General features: G+C 35.5%; 20 protein-coding genes. 17 read left to right on the top strand and 3 right to left on the bottom strand.

What is annotated here, in order from left to right; translation table 11 throughout:
* Positions 1-6: 6 nt before the first annotated feature.
* The 14 genes from cysG to NBG71_RS05175 all read left to right on the top strand — a co-directional run bounded on the left by cysG (position 7) and on the right by NBG71_RS05175 (position 17026).
* The gene (cysG, locus tag NBG71_RS05240) at positions 7-1386 is read left to right on the top strand and encodes a siroheme synthase CysG (protein WP_099660520.1); all 1380 of its coding nucleotides are present in this window, start codon (positions 7-9) and stop codon (positions 1384-1386) included.
* Between the two features lie 654 nt (positions 1387-2040).
* Positions 2041-3678 carry an ABC transporter substrate-binding protein gene (locus tag NBG71_RS05235; RefSeq protein WP_075673765.1) on the top strand — a complete coding sequence of 546 codons (1638 nt, stop codon included), beginning with the start codon at positions 2041-2043 and terminating at the stop codon, positions 3676-3678.
* Positions 3679-3946: 268 nt separating this feature from the next.
* The gene (oppA, locus tag NBG71_RS05230) at positions 3947-5584 is read left to right on the top strand and encodes an oligopeptide ABC transporter substrate-binding protein OppA (protein WP_250916600.1); all 1638 of its coding nucleotides are present in this window, start codon (positions 3947-3949) and stop codon (positions 5582-5584) included.
* Positions 5585-5663: 79 nt separating this feature from the next.
* The gene (gene oppB / locus NBG71_RS05225) at positions 5664-6584 is read left to right on the top strand and encodes an oligopeptide ABC transporter permease OppB (RefSeq protein ID WP_069368989.1); all 921 of its coding nucleotides are present in this window, start codon (positions 5664-5666) and stop codon (positions 6582-6584) included.
* An 18-nt stretch (positions 6585-6602) separates the two neighbouring features.
* Complete coding sequence (gene oppC, locus NBG71_RS05220; protein ID WP_023581989.1) at positions 6603-7511, top strand: oligopeptide ABC transporter permease OppC; 909 nt, start codon at positions 6603-6605, stop codon at positions 7509-7511.
* A 10-nt stretch (positions 7512-7521) separates the two neighbouring features.
* Entirely contained in the window at positions 7522-8508 is a 987-nt protein-coding gene (locus NBG71_RS05215; protein ID WP_250916599.1) for an ABC transporter ATP-binding protein, read from the top strand.
* Positions 8505-9512, top strand: coding sequence for a murein tripeptide/oligopeptide ABC transporter ATP binding protein OppF (gene oppF / locus NBG71_RS05210; RefSeq protein WP_075673768.1), 1008 nt, complete (start codon positions 8505-8507; stop codon positions 9510-9512). The genes NBG71_RS05215 and oppF overlap by 4 nt, the downstream gene beginning before the upstream one ends.
* A gap of 808 nt (positions 9513-10320) precedes the next feature.
* A complete protein-coding gene (locus tag NBG71_RS05205) occupies positions 10321-10656 on the top strand; it encodes a helix-turn-helix domain-containing protein (protein WP_098942576.1) in 336 nt (111 codons plus the stop codon).
* Between the two features lie 271 nt (positions 10657-10927).
* Positions 10928-11488, top strand: coding sequence for a type 1 fimbrial major subunit FimA (gene fimA / locus NBG71_RS05200; protein ID WP_069368993.1), 561 nt, complete (start codon positions 10928-10930; stop codon positions 11486-11488).
* 62 nt (positions 11489-11550) lie between these two features.
* A complete protein-coding gene (locus NBG71_RS05195) occupies positions 11551-12093 on the top strand; it encodes a fimbrial protein (RefSeq protein ID WP_156733507.1) in 543 nt (180 codons plus the stop codon).
* A 24-nt stretch (positions 12094-12117) separates the two neighbouring features.
* The gene (locus tag NBG71_RS05190) at positions 12118-12810 is read left to right on the top strand and encodes a fimbria/pilus periplasmic chaperone (RefSeq protein WP_156733505.1); all 693 of its coding nucleotides are present in this window, start codon (positions 12118-12120) and stop codon (positions 12808-12810) included.
* A 33-nt stretch (positions 12811-12843) separates the two neighbouring features.
* Complete coding sequence (locus tag NBG71_RS05185; protein WP_250916598.1) at positions 12844-15435, top strand: fimbrial biogenesis usher protein; 2592 nt, start codon at positions 12844-12846, stop codon at positions 15433-15435.
* 19 nt (positions 15436-15454) lie between these two features.
* A complete protein-coding gene (locus NBG71_RS05180) occupies positions 15455-16450 on the top strand; it encodes a fimbrial protein (RefSeq protein ID WP_098944070.1) in 996 nt (331 codons plus the stop codon).
* A gap of 18 nt (positions 16451-16468) precedes the next feature.
* On the top strand, positions 16469-17026 hold the full coding sequence (locus NBG71_RS05175; RefSeq protein ID WP_098942581.1) for a fimbrial protein: 558 nt from the start codon (positions 16469-16471) through the stop codon (positions 17024-17026).
* Positions 17027-17089: 63 nt separating this feature from the next.
* Here the strand turns inward: NBG71_RS05175 and NBG71_RS05170 are convergent, their stop codons facing one another.
* Entirely contained in the window at positions 17090-18247 is a 1158-nt protein-coding gene (locus NBG71_RS05170; protein ID WP_250916597.1) for a pyridoxal phosphate-dependent aminotransferase, read from the bottom strand.
* Between the two features lie 159 nt (positions 18248-18406).
* Positions 18407-19285 carry a LysR family transcriptional regulator gene (locus NBG71_RS05165; protein WP_099660317.1) on the bottom strand — a complete coding sequence of 293 codons (879 nt, stop codon included), beginning with the start codon at positions 19283-19285 and terminating at the stop codon, positions 18407-18409.
* 205 nt (positions 19286-19490) lie between these two features.
* Between NBG71_RS05165 and NBG71_RS05160 the strand changes: the two genes are divergently transcribed.
* Positions 19491-20105: a LysE family translocator gene (locus NBG71_RS05160; protein WP_075673775.1), complete on the top strand. Its 615-nt coding sequence runs from the start codon at positions 19491-19493 to the stop codon at positions 20103-20105.
* A 62-nt stretch (positions 20106-20167) separates the two neighbouring features.
* Here the strand turns inward: NBG71_RS05160 and NBG71_RS05155 are convergent, their stop codons facing one another.
* Complete coding sequence (locus NBG71_RS05155) at positions 20168-22210, bottom strand: choline transporter (RefSeq protein WP_099660319.1); 2043 nt, start codon at positions 22208-22210, stop codon at positions 20168-20170.
* Between the two features lie 209 nt (positions 22211-22419).
* Between NBG71_RS05155 and betI the strand changes: the two genes are divergently transcribed.
* The gene (betI, locus tag NBG71_RS05150; protein WP_075673777.1) at positions 22420-23022 is read left to right on the top strand and encodes a transcriptional regulator BetI; all 603 of its coding nucleotides are present in this window, start codon (positions 22420-22422) and stop codon (positions 23020-23022) included.
* 24 nt (positions 23023-23046) lie between these two features.
* Entirely contained in the window at positions 23047-24522 is a 1476-nt protein-coding gene (betB, locus tag NBG71_RS05145) for a betaine-aldehyde dehydrogenase (RefSeq protein ID WP_250916596.1), read from the top strand.
* The last annotated feature ends 10 nt before the right edge of the window (positions 24523-24532 follow it).

Raw genomic sequence — 24532 nt, 5'->3', positions numbered from 1 at the left:
ACGAATATGGATTACTTTCCTATATTCTGTCAGCTAAAAGATAAACCTTGTTTATTAGTAGGAGGTGGTGAGATTGCTGAACGTAAAGCGAGATTACTTATGGAGGCGGGCGCTATTATTTCAGTTGTCGCACCTTCATTTACAAGGCAATTTAGGCAGTGGCATACAGAGCAAAAACTAAACTGCATCACAGGAATATTCACTGAGGATCATCTGTCTGGTAAATGGCTTGTTATTGCTGCAACGGATAGCGAGCAAGTGAATCAACAGGTTTTTCAAACAGCGACGGAAAAACAGCTATTTTGTAATGTGGTTGATTCACCAGAGCAAGCCAGCTTTATTATGCCTTCTGTTATCGATCGCTCTCCTATCGTGGTGGCAATTTCATCGGGCGGAAAAGCACCTGTACTCGCTCGTATTTTGCGAGAAAAAATTGAGCAGTTACTCCCTAATTATCTTGGTGCACTAGCACAACTTGCCGGAAAGTTACGAGAGCAAATAAAACAACGTTTTTCATCGATGAGTGCCAGACGTTATTTTTGGGAGCAATTTTTCGCGGATAAATCATTACAAGCTGAAATAGAAGCGCAAAGAGATGTCGGTATTGAGCGACGTATTAGCGCACTGTTATCTGAAAATCAGCAACCTCTAGGTAGCGTTGTTTTAGTTGGCGCAGGGCCGGGTGATGCTGGGTTAATGACCATTAAAGGTTTACAGCAGTGCCAGCAAGCTGACGTGGTGGTTTACGATAGACTAGTGTCTGATGAAGTAATGGCATTAGTTCGTAGAGATGCACAACGTATTTATGTTGGTAAGCAAGCAGGTTTTCACTGTGTTCCTCAAGATGAAATCAATCAAATTTTAATCAAAGAAGCCATGGCGGGAAAGCGAGTGGTGAGATTAAAAGGGGGCGATCCCTTTATTTTTGGCCGAGGCAGTGAAGAACTAGAAGCTTTGATTGAACATCAGATCCCATTTTCTGTGATCCCCGGTATTACAGCTGCATCAGGTTGTACGACTTATGCAGGTATTCCTTTGACGCATCGAGATTATGCACAAAGTGTTCGATTTATTACGGGACATGGCAAAGGATTAAATGAAGCACAGTGGCAATGTATTGCACAAAAAAATCAGACTTTAGTATTTTATATGGGATTAAGTAAAGCCCATTATATTCAGCAAATGTTACTCAGCCAAAACATGTGCGCGACAATGCCAGTCGCTATTATTGAAAAAGGAACATTAACGACACAAAAAGTGATTGTTGGTGAATTACGTCAACTGGCAGAGATGGCAGAAACAATGGAAAGCCCTGCACTGATTATAGTGGGAGAGGTCGTCTCATTGAATGAGAAGCTACAATGGTTTCAATCAAAGTCGGCTTAGTAGCTGAAAAATTTTGAAGTTATTATTTTAAAATTAAAAACCTCTTTAATATTCGAGATGTATATTAAAGAGGTTTTTTTATCTAACTCATAGAAATATAAATAAAAATTTTTTTATTTTTATTTTAATTAAACATTTAGATTAAATTTTAAAAATAAACAATAAAAGTGAATATTTAATAATCTATAAATATTTTTAGATTAGAATTGTTATTCAGCCTAAAGATGAGTTTATTGTTATTTGTAATTAATTTCAAAGAGAAACTCTTTACAAATAAAGCATCATAAAGTTCTGCAAGTCAGTTAAAAGCCATCCTAATTATATTAATTTTGTGAGCTAAGTAGGTTTTCTATCTATAAAACTTGCATGATGTTAATTTAATGTTTATTTGTTGTTTTGCCTCTCTTGATATGTATTTTTTATTTTCTCAATATAGAACGCTAGAGGGCTCAATAAAGTTAAGTGATAAGAATACCGCATTAATTGACAAAATTTACGATAAGTGTAAAAAAGAAGTGTGTTGTTATCATTTTTATCTCGTTAATATCAGCAAATATCTAAGAGTCATAAATATTACAATCAAAATTTAACAACGATACCTATCGTTAATTGAGCGACCCCGCTATAAATTATTGTTTATTAGGAGAGGTACCCATGAAAAATAAAGTTACGTTAAAAACAGTGTTTCCACTCAGTATTATGTCACTTGTCTTAACCTCTTTTTTTTCTCATGCCGTCACTCTTCCTGAAGGTACTATTCTGGCGAAACAACAGAATATTGTGATTAATAACGGAACTGAAGTTTCATCACTTGATCCACATAAAGTAGAAGGTGCACCAGAAACTAATATTATTTTAAATTTATTAGAAGGGCTGACTTATGTTGGGCCGAATGGTGAAAGTATGCCAGGCGTTGCACAACGCTGGGAAACTGATGATAACAAGGTGTGGACATTCTATTTGCGAGAAGATGCAAAATGGAGTGATGGTTCCCCAGTTACTGCTGAAGATTTTGTTTATAGCTGGCGTCGAGTGGTAGATCCTAAAACAGGTTCACCTTATGCCAGCTATCTCGAATATGCTTATGTTGAAAATATTACAGATATTCTTAGTGGCAAAAAATCCCCTGAAACATTAGGTGTGAAAGCGATTGATCCTCATACTTTTCAGGTGAGTTTAACAAAGCCAATTCCTTATTTAATCGATATGATCAGCCACACGCCATTAAAGCCCGTTAAAAAAGAGATTGTTGAAAAATATGGCGTGAATTGGACTCGCCCTGAAAACTTCGTTGGCAATGGTGCTTATGTTATTGAAAATTGGGTTGTAAATGAAAAGGTGACTTTAAAGCGTAATCCACTTTATTGGGATAATAAAAATACCATTATTGAACAAGCCATATTTTTACCAATAAGCTCGGAAACTAGTGATGTTAACCGCTATCGCAGTGGTGAAATCGATATCACTAATAGCGCTATTCCTCCTGTTCTTTATAGAAAAATGAAGCAAGAGCAACCTGAAAATTTACATGTCACACCGTATTTATGTACTTTCTATTATGAATTAAATAATCAAAAAGCGCCTTTTGATGATCCGCGAGTTCGAGAAGCGGTAAAGCTTACTCTTGATAGAGAAGTGATTGCCGAAAAAATAATGGGGCAAGGACAAATACCTGCTTACTCTTTTACACCTTCTTTTATTGGTAACGGTAATTTTAAAGCTCCTAAATGGGCTTATTGGACGCAACAACAACGTAATGAAAGGGCGCGTGAATTATTAAAAGAAGCGGGATTTAATAGTCAAAATCCGTTGACTTTCACATTGCTCTACAATACTTCAGATCAAAATAAACAGCAGGCAATAGCGGCCGCATCAATGTGGAAAAAAAGTATTGGTGCAAATGTAACGTTGCAAAATCAAGAATGGAAAACGGCATTAGAAAACCGTAATCAAGGAAATTACCAAGTTGCAAGAGCAACATGGTGCGCAGATTACAATGAACCTACCTCATTTTTAAACTCGTTTCTTTCCACCAGCAGTCTAAATACCGTTTTTTATGAAAATAAAGATTACGACGATGCATTAAATAATGCCTCAATTGCTGTTGATAAAGGGGCACGTCATCAACTCTATCAACGGGCTGAAGCCTTGCTAGACAAGGATTCGGCGATAGTGCCTGTTTATTATCGTGTCAGTGTTAGATTAGTTAGTCCAAAAGTAGGCGGATTTACAGGTAAAGACCCCTTTGATTATACGGACTTAAAGCGCTATTTTATAAAGGCAGATAACTAAAACTGGTAAATTATCGATATTCTATAGTTATGTGCGATTTTGAATCATTAAAAGTGATTTAAAAAGTAGTAACACAATAAAAAGCTACACAAAAAAGCTACCGGCATAAAAAATTATAATGCTATCAGGCAATTAAGCACTGATAGTAAATAAGCAAGATTTATTTTTTTGTAAAAACAATAAGTTGTGTAAACCGTTCTAAAACACAACTGAACATCACAGAATGGTTGTCTAACAACCAACTCACTAACTGGGAGTATTTTATAAGATGAGTAATTTAACTAAAAAGAGTGCGTTGGCGATTGCTATAAGCGCAATCTTTGGATTATCAGCATTAACAGCTAATGCTGCTGTTGTTCCTGATGGGGTAAAATTAGCTGAAAAACAAGTGCTTGTACGTAATAACGGCTCTGAACCACAATCGCTTGATCCTCATAAAATCGAAGGTGTTCCTGAATCTGCATTAGCGCGTGATCTTTTCGAAGGCGTGACGATTGTTGGTCCAGATGGTGAAATTTTACCGGGCTCTGCAACTAGCTGGGAAAATAAAGACTTTACTGTTTGGACATTCAAAATTCGTGAAGGTGCTAAATGGTCAAATGGTGAACCTGTTACAGCACAAGATTTCGTCTATAGCTGGCAACGTTTAGCTGATCCTAATACGGCATCTCCTTATGAAAGCTATCTGCAATATGCGCATATCGTAAATATTGACGATATTATTGCCGGTAAGAAAAAAGCCACAGAATTAGGTGTTAAGGCATTAGATAACAACACATTAGAAGTCACTTTATCTGAAGCGGTGCCTTATTTACCAAAATTATTAGCTCACTCCTCCATGTCGCCAGTAAACCAAAGAGTCATTGAAAAATTTGGGGAAAAATGGACGCAACCTGCTAACTTTGTCGGCAATGGTGCTTATGATTTAAAAGACTGGACAGTCAACGAACGTATTGTTTTAGAACGTAGCCCAACTTATTGGGATAACAAAAGTACCGTTATTGACCAAGTCACTTTTTTACCTATTTCATCAGAAGTCACTGACGTAAACCGCTATCGTGCGGGTGAAATTGACATGACATACAGCAATTTACCGATCGAATTTTTCCAAAAGCTGAAAAAAGAGATCCCAGATGAATTGCGTATAAGCCCATATTTATGTACTTATTATTATGAAATTAATAATGAGAAAGCACCATTTAATGATCCGCGTGTTCGTGAAGCACTTAAGCTTTCAATGGATAGAGATATCATCACTTATAAAGTGAAAAACCAAGGTGATATTCCAGCTTACGGCTTTACCCCTCCATTCACAGACGGCATTAAAGAGAGTAAACCAGAGTGGTTTGCGACTTGGACTCAAGAACAACGTAATGAAAAAGCACGCCAATTATTAGAAGAAGCAGGCTATAACAAAGCAAATCCACTGAAATTTAAGCTTCTGTACAATACATCTGACTTACATAAAAAAGTCGCGATCGCCGCTTCTTCAATTTGGAAGAAAAACTTAGGTGCAGAAGTGTCTCTTGAGAACCAAGAGTGGAAGACATTCTTAGATACACGTCACCAAGGAACTTATGATGTTGCACGTGCTGGCTGGTGTGCGGATTATAACGAACCTTCATCATTCTTGAACATGATGTTGTCTTACAGCAGTAACAACACCGTTCACTATAAAAACACAGAATTTGACTCATTGATCAAAGAGTCTTTACGTGTGAAATCTGATGACGAACGTGCCGCTATTTATCAAAAAGCTGAAGGCGTATTAGATAAAGATTCGGCCATTGTTCCACTTTACTACTATGTAAACACCCGTTTAGTTAAACCTTATGTGGGTGGTTATTCAGGTAAAGATCCATTAGATAATTTACATACTAAAGACTTGTACATTATTGCTAAGTAATCGGGCGAGACCTTGTCTTTTTTAAGGCAAGGTCTTTTTATCGTCACGCCTGAATAGGTTTGTGTTATAGGAACGGGCAATGCTCAAATTTATTTTTCGTCGCTTTTTAGAAGCGATACCGACTCTATTTATTCTAATAACGATTTCGTTTTTTATGATGCGCTTAGCACCCGGTAGCCCTTTTACAGGGGAAAGGAAACTTCCACCGGAGGTTATGGCAAACATTGAAGCGAAATATCACTTAAACGATCCCATTTATAAACAATACTTCGATTATTTAATTCAATTGTCGAAAGGGGATTTAGGGCCTTCTTTTAAATATAAAGACTACAGTGTAAACACCTTAGTCGGTAAAGCATTCCCTGTTTCAGCTAAATTAGGGCTGTCGGCATTTATTTTTGCTGTCATTTTAGGTGTGGGGGCAGGCGTGATAGCCGCACTGAATCAAAACACCAAATGGGATTATACCGTCATGACTTTTGCCATGACGGGGGTTGTAATACCGAGTTTTGTTGTCGCACCACTACTGGTTCTTATTTTCGCTATTTCGTTGAGGTGGCTACCGGCTGGTGGCTGGAATGGCGGTGCGGTGCAATATATGTTGCTACCGATGATTGCACTGTCGCTTTCTTATATCGCCAGTATCTCGCGTATTACCCGTAGTTCAATGATTGAAGTGTTACATTCGAACTTTATCAGAACGGCAAAAGCGAAAGGCTTGCCGATGAAAAGAATTGTACTACGTCATGCTTTAAAACCTGCGTTGCTACCTGTTATCTCTTATATGGGGCCTGCATTCGTCGGTATTATTACGGGCTCAATGGTTATTGAAACCATCTTTGGATTGCCGGGTATTGGACAATTATTCGTTAATGGTGCTTTAAACCGTGATTACTCATTGGTATTAAGCTTAACCATTATCGTAGGTGCATTAACGATTTTCTTTAATGCGATTGTCGATATTTTATATGCCGTTATTGATCCGAAAATTCGCTATTAATAGACACTGGAGCGCGTTATGTTATCACTGAAGGAAAACAGCGAAGCTCTGGGGAATTTCTCGGAGCAGCTAGATATTGAAGGTCGTAGTTTATGGCAAGACGCTCGTCGTCGTTTTATGCACAATAAAGCGGCTATCACGAGCCTTGTATTACTTTTCTTTATTTTATTATTTGTTATTTTTGCCCCAATGTTATCGCCCTTTGTTTACGACGATACTGATTGGGAAATGATGTCAATGGCACCTGATTTTGCCTCTTCTCACTATTTTGGTACAGACTCATCTGGGCGTGACTTATTAGTCCGTGTTGCGATTGGTGGGCGTATTTCATTAATGGTCGGTATCGCCGCCGCCTTTGTTGCTGTTATTGTGGGTACGCTGTATGGCGCAATGGCAGGTTATATTGGTGGACGCGTTGACTCCGTGATGATGCGTTTACTGGAAATCTTAAACTCATTCCCATTTATGTTCTTTGTTATCTTATTGGTGACATTTTTTGGTCAAAATATCTTACTGATTTTCGTTGCGATTGGGATGGTATCTTGGCTGGATATGGCACGTATTGTAAGAGGACAAACCTTAAGTCTAAAACGTAAAGAGTTTATTGAAGCCGCATTAGTCTGTGGTGTGTCATCACGCAATATTGTGTTAAGGCATATTGTACCTAACGTATTAGGTGTGGTGGTGGTTTATGCCTCTCTATTAGTGCCTAGTATGATTTTATTTGAATCCTTCTTAAGCTTCTTAGGTTTAGGAACACAAGAGCCACTAAGTAGTTGGGGCGCACTATTAAGTGATGGTGCAAACTCAATGGAAGTTTCTCCTTGGCTGTTACTTTTCCCGGCTTCGTTCTTAGTTGTCACACTGTTTTGCTTTAACTTTATCGGTGACGGCTTACGTGACGCATTAGACCCGAAAGATCGTTAAGGAGAACAAAATGACAAATTCAACAAGTAAGTCGTTATTAAGTGTTAAAGATCTCTGTGTGACTTTTGGTACACCGGATGGAGATGTTACTGCCGTTAATAAACTCAATTTTGAATTAGCTGCAGGTGAAACCTTAGGGATCGTCGGTGAATCGGGTTCAGGTAAATCGCAAACAGCTTTCGCATTGATGGGATTATTAGCGAAAAATGGTCGCACAGCGGGTAGTGCTAATTTTAATGGCCGTGAGATCTTAAATCTTCGTCAGAGCGAATTAAATAAAATGCGCGCTGAAGAAATATCCATGATATTCCAAGATCCAATGACTTCATTAAATCCCTATATGAAAGTCGGCGCACAGCTTATTGAAGTCTTAATGCTACATAAAGGCATGAGTAAAAATGATGCTTATGCAGAATCTGTGCGTATGTTAGATGCCGTAAAAATGCCTGAAGCTCATAAACGTATGAGCATGTATCCTCATGAGTTTTCAGGTGGTATGCGTCAACGTGTCATGATCGCGATGGCATTACTTTGTAAGCCAAAACTTTTAATTGCAGATGAACCCACAACGGCACTGGATGTGACGGTTCAAGCACAAATCATGACCTTACTCAATGAGCTTAAGAATGATTTAAACACCGCGATTATTATGATCACCCATGACTTGGGCGTGGTTGCAGGGATTTGCGATAAAGTATTGGTGATGTATGCAGGGCGTACTATGGAGTACGGTAAAGCGCGTGATATCTTCTATCAACCTTCACATCCGTACTCTATCGGCTTATTACAGGCGGTTCCGCGTTTAGACGGTGAAAATGAGCGACTCGCTACCATTCCCGGTAATCCTCCTAACTTATTGCGTTTACCAAAAGGCTGCCCATTCCAACCTCGTTGCCAGTATGCAACAAAGCAATGCTTAACGAGTGAACCTCAATTAGAGCAATTTGCACAAGGGCGATTACGTGCCTGTTTTAAAGCAGTGGAGGAATTGGTATGACTCAAGCCACATTACAAGATAGAAAAGTTATTCTTGAAGTGAATGACTTAAAAGTTTATTTCGATGTTCAAGATAATAAACAGTGGTTTTGGCAACCTAAAAAAAGCCTCAAAGCCGTTGATGGTGTCACACTGCGTTTATATGAAGGTGAAACACTCGGCGTTGTTGGTGAATCTGGTTGTGGTAAATCGACATTTGCTCGAGCCATTATTGGATTAGTCAAAGCCTCTGGCGGTACAGTCACTTGGTTAGGTAATGATTTACTGGGAATGGGAAATAAACAATGGCGCGATATTCGCCAAGATATTCAGATGATTTTCCAAGATCCGCTGGCTTCTCTAAACCCAAGAATGACGATTGGCGATATCATTGCCGAACCGCTTAAAACTTATCATCCTAAAATGAAACAGGTTGAAGTTGTTGAAAAAGTGAAAGCAATGATGATGCGAGTCGGATTATTGCCAAACTTAATCAACCGTTACCCACACGAATTCTCAGGTGGGCAATGCCAGCGTATCGGTATTGCGCGTGCGTTAATTTTAGAACCCAAATTAGTGATTTGTGATGAACCTGTTTCAGCATTAGACGTATCAATTCAGGCTCAAGTGGTTAACTTGCTGAAAGATATTCAAAAAGAGATGGGATTATCGTTAATCTTCATTGCGCACGATCTGGCAGTGGTAAAACATATTTCAGATCGTGTGTTGGTGATGTATTTAGGACATGCAGTGGAGTTAGGAACCTATGATGAAGTTTATCATCATCCATTACATCCTTATACTAAAGCGTTGATGTCAGCAGTGCCTATTCCTGATCCCGATAAAGAGCGTAATAAGCATATCGATTTATTAGAGGGGGAATTACCTTCACCGATTAATCCACCATCAGGCTGTATATTCCGTACACGTTGTCCGATGGCTGATGAAGAATGTGCAAAAACACGTCCTTTACTAGAAGGGAGCTTCCGCCATGCGGTCTCTTGCTTAAAAGTGGATCCGCTTTAAATTTTAATGAAAATTTATTAATGAATAAAAAAGTCTGAAATTATTCAGACTTTTTTTTACCTAAAAGATTGTCGTCAATTCTATGTTGTCTAATAGGTAAAAGATATTTTATTAAATTGTCTTGCTTTAATATTGATCGTATTTTTATTCAAGAAAATTTAAACACATTGTTTATTATTAATATCTTAATTATCAACCTATTAGAGTGTTTTTTTTTAATATCAACGATATTTGCTCTTTTTATGAACCTCTACATATTGAAAAGAATACAGTTTTTAATGTGTTAGATGTAACTTAAATAAAATTTAAGTTTTTTTAATTGTAATAAAAAATTAATAAACATAAAGATTGATTTTTATCAATAAATCCCATATTGGATGGCCTTCTTTCTTTTATTTATAAGATTAATTAATGGTTTATCTTTTTTTAATTTAATTCGCGAGGGTAAAAAAGTGTTTTTTTATCTTTCTCTTTATCTTTTTCTTTGCTGTTGTATTCAACGGAATATTAAAATCCTAAAAAACACCTCTCAATATTAAATGATAAGTATTAACCCTTTCCATTTTAACAGAATAATATCTTTTATTTTCTTAAATAATAATTATTTTTTAGAGTTTATCCCTGTACAAAAAAGATAGTATAACTAAAGCGCGTCATTAACTTCCTGATATAAGGTGGTTGCGTATATTTACTTACACTTATTTAGTGTTTTATTATGCATATTTTAATTGGTTAGAAAAATTTGAATGTTTGATTTTGTTAATCTCATAACGTAAATTAAATACAAATACATTTGAGGAAAGCGATTTTGGAAATAAATGATTTCTCATTGAATTTTAAATATATTTCAGAAAGAAAGATATTTTGTCATTCGATAGGATATGAACTCTCTCTTTTACGACAACGTAATTTAATGACGGGGGCTGAACTAGGAAAAATATTAAATATTTCTCAACAACAGATATCTCGTTATGAACGAGGTATAAATAAAATACCTGTTGATTTGTTATTTTACATATTAAATATATTTGATATTTCAATTGGTGATTTTTTTGAACGAGTTAGAAATAGAGTAATAACATTAAAATATAAGATAAAATATGATTCTGATAATAACATTCCTTTTTTTAAAAATGTTATTTAATAAACTTTAATCTATTAATTTATTTATGTGGATATACCAATATTACACTTTTTAATATGAATTTAAATTGAATTCTATTTATGTAATATCGACATATCTATTGAACCATTTTTTCGTGATGTTTATTTTAAATATTTATATCTAAAATTTAGATTTAGATATTATTGTCCATTCTTAATATTATATTTTTAATATTAGCCTTATTATTTTAAGTCTATTTTGAAGTGAAGATGTTGTTTGTATTTACCTGAAATATAAAAAGGAAAAGTCAATGCTTAAAAGAAAAATGCTAGTTAAAACCGTATTCGCTGTATCAGTTTTATCACTGAGTAGTATTGCTTCGGCGGCTACTGTTGTTAATGGTGGTAAAATTAATTTTACGGGTCAAATAGTGAATGCAGCATGTGCTGTTAGCGCAAAATCAATGAATCAAACAATCAATATTGGTCAATATCGAACCGCTCAATTTGATAGTGTCGGTAAAACTGTTGGAAATACGGATTTTTCGATTGATTTAGAAGAGTGTGATACGACTGTTGCAAAAAATGCCTCTGCATCGTTTTCAGGCGTTAGCGATTCAAATGACAAAACAGTATTAGCCGTCAGTAATATCACAACGGGTGGCGCAGGCGCAGCTACTGGTGTGGGTATTGAGATCGCCGATCATACTGGTAAGGTTTTATCACCAGATGGTTCTGTATTCTCTACTGCTAAGCAGCTAATTGACGGTGCTAACACTTTGAATTTTGTTGCTCGCTATAAATCAACATTAGATACAGTAACACCAGGCCAGGCTGATGCCAATGTGACTTTCAGAATGCAATATGAATAAGTCTAACTAGTTTATTGAGAAGTATGGTCTGATAAAGGCCATACTTCTATATCGAGGCAAATATGAAATATAGTTTAATATATTCTATTGCGCTGTTTTTTTCTATTTCATTTACAACATATTCAATAGAACGGAATAAAGTATTTTTAAATGATGGTATTGTTTATTTTAGGGGCGGGATTGTTGAACCAGCATGTACAGTATCTCCAGAAAGTGAGAATCAGGTTGTAGATTTAGGTGTTATTAGCAGTAATCAATTTAATGGTGTAGGAAGCCATTCAATAAAAATTCCTTTTTTTATTAAGCTAATGAACTGCAATAAAAATATGGCTGATAAAGTGAGTGTATACATTTTAGGTGATGTGGATAATAAAGATAAACGTTTATTTAATATTACAGAAAAACAAAACTCAGCTTTAGGTGTTGGTGTCGCATTATTTAACTCTGAAGATGAAATAATAATTCCAAACAATATTAATAAATATAAGTTTATTGAAGAGAATGAATTAAAGCTAGAATTCAAAGCAAGCTATTTAGCAACAAGAAAAACGGTTATTGGCGGTAAGGCTGATAGTGTTGTTTGGTTTGTTTTTAATTATCATTAATTAAACCTATTACTCGAGGTTCATATGTATTTAATGTATAGAAATTATATTTTTTTATTTTTTCTCTTCTGTTTTTCTTCATTTTCTTATGCTGGGGGAGTGGCATTGGCTGCAACTCGTATAATATATCCAATGGATGCTAAACAAACATCAATTACTATTAATAATACAGATAAAAAACTACGGTTTTTAGTTCAATCATGGATTGATGATAGCAACGATAAAAAAACAGATGAATTTATTGTAACGCCGCCCCTTTTTGTGAGTAAACCTGAAAGTGAAAATAAATTAAGAATAATATATGCAGGAAAAGTTTTACCTACTGATAGAGAAAGCTTATTTTGGTTGAACACAAAAGCAATACCTGAAATAGAAAGAGAAGATATTAAAGATAAAAATATATTGCAATTAGCCGTTTTGTCTAGAATAAAAATATTTATTAGACCACAAGGGTTGGAATTTAAAACGGAAGATGTTCCTAATAGCCTGGAATTTATATATTCGCAGGGTAGGATAGTAATAAATAATCCAACGCCATATTATGCGACTTTAATTAATATAAAACTGGGAGATGAAAGGTTAAATAGTACTATGGTCCCACCCAAAGGGTCTATAGAAATAAAAATTAATAATCCTAGCTATAATCAAATATCTTATCAAACTATTAATGATTATGGTGCTAGCACGCCGACAATAATAAAAAAGGTTGGTAAATAATACTGTAAGATTAATTAATGATAAGGTTTTATTATGCTAAAATCTAAAACTATAATTTTTAATCTCCATCTCATTTTAGGTACTTTTTATTCGGGCATTAGCCATGCAGATAGTTTTTTTAATCCTAATTTGATATCGAGTGTTGATAGTGAAGTTGCAGATTTATCACGCTTTGATAAAGGTGAAGGTCAGCCTGAAGGAATGTATTCAGTAGAGATTTATGTCAATAATGAATATATTGAAACTAAAAACATTTCCTTTTATGAAGATAATAAATCATCTGATGGCACAGGATTATTACCTTGTTTGAATAGTCAAACATTAAACAATCTAGGCGTGAGTCTAAATGAAAATAGCAAGAGTATTAATAGTGAAAGTTGTATTAATATTTTAGATGAAATTGAAAAATCAAGTATTAGATTTGATTTTGAAAGTCAAAAATTATTTTTAAGTATTCCACAAGTAATGTTTAAAAATAATATTCGTGGCTATATTCCTCCAGAAAAATGGGATAACGGTATTAATGCATTCCTATTAAATTACAATTTTACAGGAAGAAATAGTAAAAACTATAAAGATAATATTAATAATAATAACTATTTTTTAAATATAAACCCGGGTATTAATGTGGGGTCATGGCGTTTACGTAATGAAAGCACATGGACGTACGCTAGCGGTGAAAGTGATCAGAATAAGTGGCGTAATATAAGAACATATGTACAAAAACCTATAATCCCATTAAAAGCAGAGCTGACAGTAGGTGATTCATTTTCTAGTGGTACCATTTTTGACAGCCTTGGTTTTAGAGGTGCTAAGCTAGAATCTGATGATAACATGCTACCAGATAGTATGAGAGGTTTCGCTCCTACAATTAAAGGGATTGCAAATAGCAATGCGATCGTTACTGTTAAACAAAATGGTTTTGTTATCTATCAAATTTCAGTTCCTCCCGGTGCATTCGAAATAAAAGATCTCTATGCAACATCAAGCAGTGGTAATTTAGATGTCGTAATTAAAGAGAATAATGGAGAAATAACTCAATTTGTTGTGCCTTATTCTAATGTGCCTATTTTGCAACGTGAAGGACGTCTTAAATATGAATTTATTGGTGGGGAATTTAGAAGTGGGGCTGATTTTCAAGATAAACCAAATTTTGGGCAATTAAGTTTAATTTATGGTTTGCCACATAATTTAACACTCTATGGTGGAAGTCAGTTTTCGAATAACTATCAAGCTTATGCTATTGGTCTTGGTGGCAATTTGGGAAATCTAGGCGCGATATCAGCTGACGTCATTCAAGCAAATAGTATTTTACCCAATGATGAACATAAAAAAGGACAGTCATTCCGTCTACTCTATGCAAAGTCAATTAATAGTACTGGGACTAATTTCCAAATTATGGGATATCGATATTCTACACAAGGATATTATACGTTAAATGAAGTGAGTTACAAAAGGATGGAAGGGCGTGAAATTATCACTCCTGATGGAATAACACGAGATAATGAAAGTTTATCTAACTATTATAATTTAAATTATTCTAAAAAAGGACGTTTTCAAGTTAATATTAATCAGCAAGTGACAGATAACAGTTCTTTATATCTATTAGGCTCTTATCAAAATTATTGGCGCACATCGGAAACGGAACAACTATGGCAAATTGGTTATAATGGAAATATAAAACAAATTAATTACAGCTTGAATTTTTCTAAATCTAAATCGCCTGGTATGAGCGGAGATAATAAAAATATTGCCTTTAACATTTCTATACCTATCAATGATCTTTTTAATCAAAATAGAGTTAATGATTTAAATTCTAGCCAAAATAGTATGTATGCCGTTTATTCTATGAATAGAAGTAATGACAATATGTGGGTACAGCAGGCGGGGGTAACAGGGACATTACTTGAAGATAACAATTTAAATTATAATATCCAACAAGGATATGCACATAATGGCGGCGGATATTCAGGTATGGTTTATGCTAATTATAAAGGGAAATATGCGAATATAGGAAGTGGATATAATTATAATAATGATTGGCATGAATTAAATTATAATTTAAATGGTGGAGTGGTTGCACATTCTGGTGGAATAACGTTAAGTCAACCTTTAGGTGATACAAATATTCTTATTAAAGCAAATGATGCTAATAATATTAGAGTAGAGAATGCTAATGGTATATTAACTAACAGTAAAGGATATGCTGTTTTACCTTATGCCTCTATTTATAAGAATAATCGTGTTTCTTTAGATATTAATTCATTAGGCGAGAATGTTGAATTAGAAAATGCAATTATGAATGTTATTCCTACTAAAGGAGCATTAGTACAGGCTGATTTTAAAACAAATATCGGTTATCGAGCGATAGTCAATTTAAAGAAACAAAATGGTGCGATTATTCCATTTGGTGCAATGGTTGTCGATGAAGAACGTTCTGTGAGTGGGATCGTTGGTGATAACGGTAATGTTTTTATTTCTGGATTAGCACCGATAGGGAAATTAAAAGCCAAATGGGGAAGACTGGAAGATCAACAATGTGCATTTAATTATGAAATTAACGATAAATCATCTAAAGAAAAAGGGATTTATTTTATTTCTTCTACGTGTCAATCAGATAAATAGCAACTGAATGGGTTTTATTATGATGAGAATATTATTATTTACAATAATAGCCATTGCTTCAAATAGTGCTATTGCTGTTAGCTGTATCAGTGGTTGTAATGCTAATGAAATTTCAACACTAAGTGGACAGTTAACAAAAAATGAAAATAAGGTAGGGATCACTAAAGATGCATCTGATATTAGTTTAACTAATCGAACTACATTACGCTGGAATGCAGGTCAAGGACAAACTTGGGCAACATATTCTAATGGCAATATTCCTACTGCAAATACGAGTAATAATGATTGGGTATACTCAAGAATAGATGATTACATTTCAGTGGCTTTAAGGATGACAAATAATTGTAGAACAATTTATGTTCCTTATAATGTGCCTACTTTAAGTTCTACTTGTGGCCCGCGTTCTTATAAAGAAGGTGAAGAAGGGATTGTATCCACACGAAAATATCAGACCCGAATAAAAATTGATAAAGCGATTATTTCTGGTACTTATGTAAAAAATATTTTTGTTGGTGAATTTGGGTTTTGCCAACCACAAAATTGCGCCACAAAACAAGCTGTGATCACTCAGTTATTTTTAAATCTTTCGATATCTGTACCACAATCTTGTGTTATTAATTCAGGTCAAGTGTTAAATATTGATTTTGATAATATTCCTGCATCAAGTTTTAAAGAAGCGGGGAAAAAAGCCGAAGGTGTAAATACAATTTCTCGTAACTTAAGTATTCAATGTGACAATATAGATGCCAGTGCCGATTTAACGATGCGCTTACAAGCCGATTCTGTGCAGGGTAATGCAATAGTGTCTAATAATAAAAGTGTTGGATTTATTATTGCGAACGCGAATGGTGCGGAATTAACCCCTAATGATCTATCCAGTTTTATTCCTTTTAAACTAAATGGGAATTCTGACTCTAATGTTACCATTAATGTGTATCCTGTCAGTATTGATGGTAAAACACCGACAGAAGGGGCTGTGACATCGAGTGGTTTTCTAAGAGTCGATTTCCCTTAATTTATATAGGCTCATATCATGAATGAATTATTTTATAGTAACAAAATAATACGCTCTTTATTATGGATACTCTTTTTAGTGGTCGGGTGTTTAATATTTCTCGTTCAAAGCGCAAAAGCTGAATTGGCAAATACCAATATTGTTATAAAAGCAAATATTGTTGCAAACACATGCAGAGTAAGTCCTGAATCCATGAATAAATTTGTAGATTTGGGAGTATGGGGAACGAAAGATCTTAAGCAAAACAAAACAACAGAACCGATAAAATTTACGCTTAATTTAACGGATTGTGGTGTATTTACAACTGGAGTGAAAGTGACCTTTAAAGGGGATACTGATAGTCAAGATAATACACTATTTAAATTGTCAGAAAATGATTCTGCAAAAAATATTGGAATTGCAATTTTAGATAAAAATAAAGATAGGGTATTACCGGGGAAAAGTAGCATTATTTATCCCGTAGGAACAATCAATAATATTGCTCTTGATTTTTATGCACAATATGCAGCGACGGGTTCGGCTGTTGTGAGTGGTAGTGCAAATGGCGAAGTTTTGTTTTCTTTAGAATATCTTTAAATGATAAAGGGAACATTTTAGTTCCCTTTATGCATAACCCATTATAAATTAATCGGAATAAAGTTAAATCCAACCTTTAGCCCTAAAGGTTTTTAATGTAGCTACAAAATAACGCATCTCTTCTGGGGTCCCTAACGTTAAACGGCTCCAACCAAAAGCAGGCGGAAATTCGCGGCCCACCATAATATTCGCGTCTTTCATTTTATTTTGATAGGTTTTTACATCGCCTTTAACTTTATGGAATATAAAGTTTGCATGAGATGGTGCATATTCAATATTGAGCTCTTTTAAGGTATCCACAACCATCTGACGTGAAACATCAATCGATTTACGGCTATATTCCACATAAGCTTTATCTTTTAGTGAGGCTAATGCGGCAACTGCACCTGCAGTATTAGTATTATCAATAGAAACAAAGGCATCAATTTGTGAGATTACTTCTGGGACGGCAACGCCATAACCTACACGCAGCCCTGCTAAAGCATAAATTTTAGAGAAAGTACGGGTCACAATCAGGTTTTTATAACCTTCCGCTACTAATGTAATAGCACTGATAAATTCAGGTGTTGAAACAAACTCAGCATAAGCTTCATCAATAATAAAAAAGACATTCTCTTTTGCTGATTTTACCCAATTCGATAAATCTGCACTAGGAGTTAACATTGCGGTTGGGTTATTCGGATTGCACAAATACACCATGCTAATACCATCAAACTCTCGCGCTTTTTTCTGCATAGTTGCTAAATCGAAAGCTAGAGTATTATCAACAGGCACTTTAACGATTTTTACACCTAAAGGTTCTGCATAAAGTTCGGCATAATTAAATGTTGGATCAGGAACAATAAGTTGAACTGATTTACCTTCTTTTTGTGCTTTATTTGCCACAAATTGAACTGCTGCTTGAATTGTTTCAGATGAACCGTTTCCCAAGGTGATATGTTTATCTGAAAGTTTAAATTCTTTCCCTAATTCGCTAATTAATTTGCTACGCGCCTCATCTGGATATCTAAATGCATTGGGTAAAGCATCAATAATGGCTTTTTGAGCGTTAGGCGACATGCCTAATGAGTTTTCATTGAAATTAAGCAGTAACGGATTTTCTGCATTAAATACTAATTTATTTTTTAGTACTTCATTGGCATAAGCTGAACTCACAAAAGAACTTAATGATAATCCGCCAATAACAAGGCTTGATGATGTTAAGAATGAACGACGATTCATGTTATGTTTCCCAAGTAAATTATTCTATGTTTTATTAGTTCTCATAGATTACTAAAAAAATGATAGAAGTAAATAAATATGATAAAAAAATAATTATTTATTCACTTTGTTTTCATGGGAGCAAACGGGTAGCTGAGTGTTTTTGAGATAAGAATAGAATTATCCCTGTGATCTTTCAGTCTCTATTGCGCATTTTTCCGCTTCAGCAATGATCCAGTTTTTAAACTTATCTTGCTTTGAGTCAGGCATGATTTCACTTGGAGAGAGCAAGTAGTAGCTTGAGTTATCTTTAACAAAGCCATGTGTAGCGATAAGCTGTTGATCTTTTAATTCATCTTGCACCATAAGAAAAGAGGCGATGGTCGTACCTAATCCAGCAAGAGTAGCCTGAATAGCAAGATAAAAATGCTCATATTGGCTGGTATGAGTATAAGTAGATTGTTGCATACCTGAATATTGATACCAATCTTGCCAAGCTTGAGGGCGAGAGAGCGTTGTTAATTGCTTATCTGAATAATGGATATTATTAGGCTTTACGACAGCACCAATTCGCTCATCACATATTTTTGTTGCATAAATATTCTTATGCCATAAGAAATCATTCCGCCGAAATGCTAAATCGACACCTTCTTTATTGAAATCAATCGCACCACCCGCGGCAACTAAATGCAACGTGATTTCAGGGTGTAATGCATAAAAGTGAGATAAGCGAGGAATAAGCCATTTCATCGCAATAGTGGGTTCACAAGAAACCGCTAACACCGGATTATTTAAAGGGGAGCGCAGATGCGAGACAGTTTCTTCTAGCTGTTCAAAAATTGAAGAAGTTGTTTTATATAAATATCGACCCGCTTCATTTAAATAAACTGCGCGATTGCGCCGTTCAAATAAAGGAATACCTAATTCATCTTCTAATAATCGTATTTGGCGACTTACTGCGCTGTGAGTGACATGAAGTTGTTCCGCTGCATTAACAAAACTACCTGTTTGAGCGGCACTATTAAAAAAACGCAATGATGTTAAAGAGGGGGTTTTCATAAAGATAAGCGATAAAGTTGAGTTGTAAAAATAGACGATGAAAAGTCACAGATATACTGCAAGATAAATCGCTTTTTATTTTTAGTCAAGACAGCAAAATAGGGTAATTGGTGGTGAGTTAAATAGGTTTTTATTAAAAGAAGAACATATTTTATGTCACTTTTTATTACTTATTATTGATTCAAAAGTGAGAGTGAGAAGAACAATGAGTGAACTAATTGCTGTGGCGATAATTACAATATTGGCAGTTATTAGCCCGGGGCCAGATTTTGCTATGGTGACAAAAAATAGTTATTCCTATGGTGTAAGAGTAGGGTTAATGACAGCAATTGGTATTGCGATTGGAGTACAAGTACATGTTTTTTATACCGTATTTGGTATCTCTTTTATTATTATGGGATCACCAACGCTCTTTTTTATTATGAAATTATTAGGTGTTGGATATTTAATTTATCTTGGGGTTAAATCGTTAACGAATAAAACTCAACTGACCATTGAGAATGCGGTCAATTTAGCACCTAATATGTTTCAAGCATTACGTGTTGGTTTTTTTACTAATGCTTTAAATCCTAAAACGATGTTGTTTGTTATTGCACTTTATACGCAAGTTGCCAACTTAAGTAATCCACTTTGGATAAATCTTTCTTATGGTATGTTTATCTCTGTTGCTCATTGGGTTTGGTTTAGTTGTGTTGCGTTATTTTTTTCTACGCCTTTATTACGCACAAAAATACTTTCAAATCAAAAAGTGGCAGATAAAATTATTGGTGTATTATTAATCCTTTTGGGTATTGGGTTGTTGTTTATTTCAGTGAAGTAGAAAATTAAACAAATAAAAAGGAGATCAAATAATGATCTCCTTTCTTTATTTTAAGTGAGGATTTAATTTGATTCAGGGAACGTTAATGTTGCCCCTGGTGCTTCACGACTAAGATGAATAAAATTTAGATGCTTTTCATATTGATCTAAAATATCTGTAATGACCTGCTCTTTGGTGTAATCCATTAAGTCATTTCCTTGGGAGCCTTCCCATAAATAAGTCTCTAAACGGTAATAATCTGATTTACCTCGACGAGCACGATAAGTAAATGCAGGTACTGAATATTTTTGTGGCCAAATCTGATAAACAAAATTTTGTTCTTGGTCAAGATCGACCACAAGCTCTAAATGATGTAAGCGTTCATTATCTTCAATTGGGTAATAATTGAATTCGACTTTGGCTCCTCGTAATAACAGCTCTTTAGCCACATCTTGCATTGCTGGCATACAAGTTAAATCTAACATCCGTTGTGTATAGGTCGTTCCTGGGAAATTCATTACTCGCCCTAAACGCTGTTTCCAATTCATCGTAGTATTGCCATAAAGTGGTGCTGGCGCATTGGTATTTAGCGAACTAACACGTCTAAAATCTTCGACTTTTAATGATTTATAAAGTCCGGCCATAATAAAGAAAATAACAAAGCTAAAGGGTAATCCCATTATTATGGTTGTGTTTTGTAAGGCCGAAATACCATCTGCCATTAACATACCTAACGTTAATAAACCAATAGCAATAGACCAGAAAATGCGAAGCCAATTGGGGGCGTCATTATTAACATGGCTTAATTGAGAGGTGAAATTACCTAATACTAATGAACCAGAGTCGGCAGAAGTGACATAAAATAATAATCCAGTAATTGTGGCAACAGACGCCGTTAAACCAAAACCAGGATAGAGTTCTAATAATGAATAAAATCCTTTTTCGGGAGCTTCCAATACTGTTTTTGCGAGTTCTTTATTACCATGGATCACTTCATATAAAGCACTATTACCAAAAATTGACAACCATAGTAGTGTAAAAACAAAGGGAATAATTAAGGTACCTATGACGAATTGTCGAATTGTTCGTCCTCTTGAGATCCGTGCCAAAAATAGACCAACAAAAGGTGACCATGCAACCCACCAAGCCCAGAAAAAGAGTGTCCAGCTATTCATCCAATCGGTTGGTTTATCAAATGCAAAGCTATTTAATGTCATGCCTAAAAAACGATTAGTATAATCACCGACATTTAATACTAGCGCATTTAATAAAAACTCAGTATCACCTGCAAATAAGATAAATAAAATAAGTCCTATTGCAAGTAATACATTGAGTTCAGATAAAATCCTGATCCCTTTATTAACGCCAGATGTTGCCGAAATAACGGCCATAATTACAGATAATAGAATTAACCCGCCTTGAACGCCTAGCCCTTGGGGCAAATCAAAAAGAACTTTTAGCCCATAATTAAGTTGTACAACACCAATACCTAATGTTGTCGCAATACCAAAAATAGTTCCCAATACCGCTGCAATATCAACGGTATGGCCAATTGGGCCATAAATGCGGTTTCCAAAGATAGGATAAAGTGCAGAGCGTATGGTCAAGGGCAAATTATAACGATAGCTAAAATAACCGAGTGCTATACCAATAAGTGCATACATAGACCAGCCCGTCAGGCCATAGTGGAATAAAGTCCACACCATCGACTGACGGGCTGCTTCTATTGTTTCACCTTCGCCTGTTGGCGGTAACATATATTGCGTAATGGGCTCCGCCACAGAGAAAAACATCAAATCAATCCCAATACCTGCTGCAAATAACATTGCAGACCAACTTAAAACACTAAACTCGGGTTTTGATTGTTCAGGCCCTAATTTGATATTTCCAAAACGAGAAGTAGCAACAAAAATAACAAAAACGATGTATAGCGTTGCTGCTAATAAATAGTACCAACCAAAGGTTTTTGATACCCATCCTAGCGTTGACACGATCCATGTATTTGCCGTTTCTGTCATTAAAATTGTGAAAAAAGAAAACGCTAAAATTAGCGTTGCTGAAGCGAAAAAAACAACAGAATTTAGCTTGTCTTTCTGTGGTTTTTTTGTGCTGTTAAGAGTTGTCATCAGAAATTCCAAAAATTTATTTATCTAAAAGTTAAAAGTTGCATTCTTTGTTAACTAATTGAATTAGTTGCAAAGATTCAAATTTTCACAATGTCCTCCCATATAAAAATGTAAATTAATTGTGATAAACAATAGTTAATATTGATTGAATGTTCAATTAAAAAAACGTTTAATAAAAGCGTTCAATGTATTTTTTAGGTCTTTAAAACATGCCGAAGATAGGAATGCAGTCGATACGTAAACAGCAATTAATCCAAGCAACGTTAACCGTTATAAATGAGGTTGGAATGCAAGAGGCGAGCATCGCATTGATAGCTCGAAAAGCCGGTGTTTCTAACGGCATTATTAGTCACTACTTTCGTGATAAAAATGGATTGCTGGAAGCTGCAATGCGCCATATCCAGTATCAATTGGGTTTTGCGGTGGCGATACGTTTAAGGATGTTAAGTGATGCAACACCTAAACAACGTATTCAAGCTATTGTTGAAGGTAACTTTGATACCTCTCAAACCAGTGAAGCTGCAATGAAAACATGGCTAGCCTTTTGGGCGAGTAGTATGCATCAGCCTAATTTGAATCGTCTACAAAAGGTCAATGATAGAAGGCTTTATTCCAATTTAAGTTACGAGTTTGGGCGCGTTCTTACGAAAGATCAAGCACGTTTAGCTGCGAAAGGTTTAGCAGCATTAATCGATGGTTTATGGCTACGAAGTGCATTAAGTCATGCACCATTTTCTCTTGAAGAGGCCAAAACCATTACTAATGAATATATCGATATGCAATTGACAAATCGGAGTCAAATAAAGACTTAAAAAACTAATAATAAAGGAGAAAATATGCCAAACCCACCGTTACAAAAACTCTATATTCATGGTGGATATGTTGATTGTGCACAACCGGAATGTGAGCAATTTGAAGCGATTAACCCAGCTAATGGTGAAGTGATCGCACATTTACAATCTGCAAGTGAAGAAGATATCAATTGGGCCGTTGAAAGTGCCAAGCAGGGACAAAAAATATGGGGCGCAATGACGGCAATGGAACGCTCTCGAATTTTGCGACGCGCTGTTGATATTTTACGTGAACGTAATGATGAATTGGCTCATTTAGAAACCTTAGACACAGGTAAACCGGTATCTGAAACGCGCTATGTCGATATTGTGACGGGGGCTGATGTTTTAGAATATTACGCAGGTCTGATCCCCGTACTTGAAGGAGAGCAAATTCCGCTTAGAGAAACCGCTTTTGTTTATACGCGACGTGAGCCTTTAGGTGTTGTGGCTGGGATTGGTGCTTGGAACTACCCCATTCAAATAGCGTTGTGGAAATCTGCACCTGCGCTTGCCGCAGGTAATGCCATGATCTTTAAACCAAGTGAAATGACTTCATTAACAGCATTAAAACTTGCCGAAATATATACTGAAGCAGGATTGCCAAAAGGCGTTTTTAATGTTGTTACAGGAAAAGCGAACGTGGGGCAATGGTTAACACAACATCCTGACATTGCGAAAGTTTCTTTTACTGGTGGAATTGAAACTGGTAAGAAAGTGATGGCAAATGCTTCTGCATCAAGCTTAAAAGAAGTGACAATGGAACTTGGTGGAAAATCACCTTTAATTATTTTTGATGATGCAGATTTAGATACCGCAGCTGATATTGCAATGATGGCTAACTTTTATAGTTCAGGCCAAGTTTGCACCAATGGAACGCGCGTATTTGTACCAGAAAAGTTAAAAAAAGCATTTGAAGCCAAAATCACTGAACGTGTCTCCCGTATTCGAATCGGCTCTCCTCTTGAAATGGACACCAATTTTGGTCCTCTAGTCAGTTTCTCTCATCTTGAAAAAGTCTTGAGTTATATTGAGTTAGGCAAAACCCAAGGGGCGAGATTACTTTGTGGTGGTCATCGTTTGTTAGACGGCGATTTTGCGCAAGGTGCTTATGTTGCACCGACAGTTTTTACTGATTGCACAGATGATATGCAAATTACGCAAGACGAAATATTTGGCCCTGTGATGAGTATTCTTAGTTATCAAACTGAAGATGAAGTAATTTTACGTGCAAATAATAGCGTTTATGGTTTGGCCGCAGGTCTGGTCACTAAAGATCTCACAACAGCTCACCGTGTTATTCACCAATTGGAAGCAGGAATTTGTTGGATAAATACATGGGGCGAGTCTCCAGCAGAAATGCCGGTTGGTGGCTATAAACATTCTGGGGTGGGACGTGAAAACGGGCTTGTTACATTACAGAATTATACTCAAACAAAATCTATTCAAGTTGAACTTGGGGAGTTTTCATCCGTTTTTTAATCCATTCTTT

Source organism: Proteus sp. FZP2095 (assembly GCF_023701425.1).
In the GTDB taxonomy this organism is placed as follows: Bacteria; Pseudomonadota; Gammaproteobacteria; order Enterobacterales; family Enterobacteriaceae; genus Proteus; species Proteus cibarius.
This window is presented reverse-complemented; position numbering and strand designations above follow the sequence as displayed.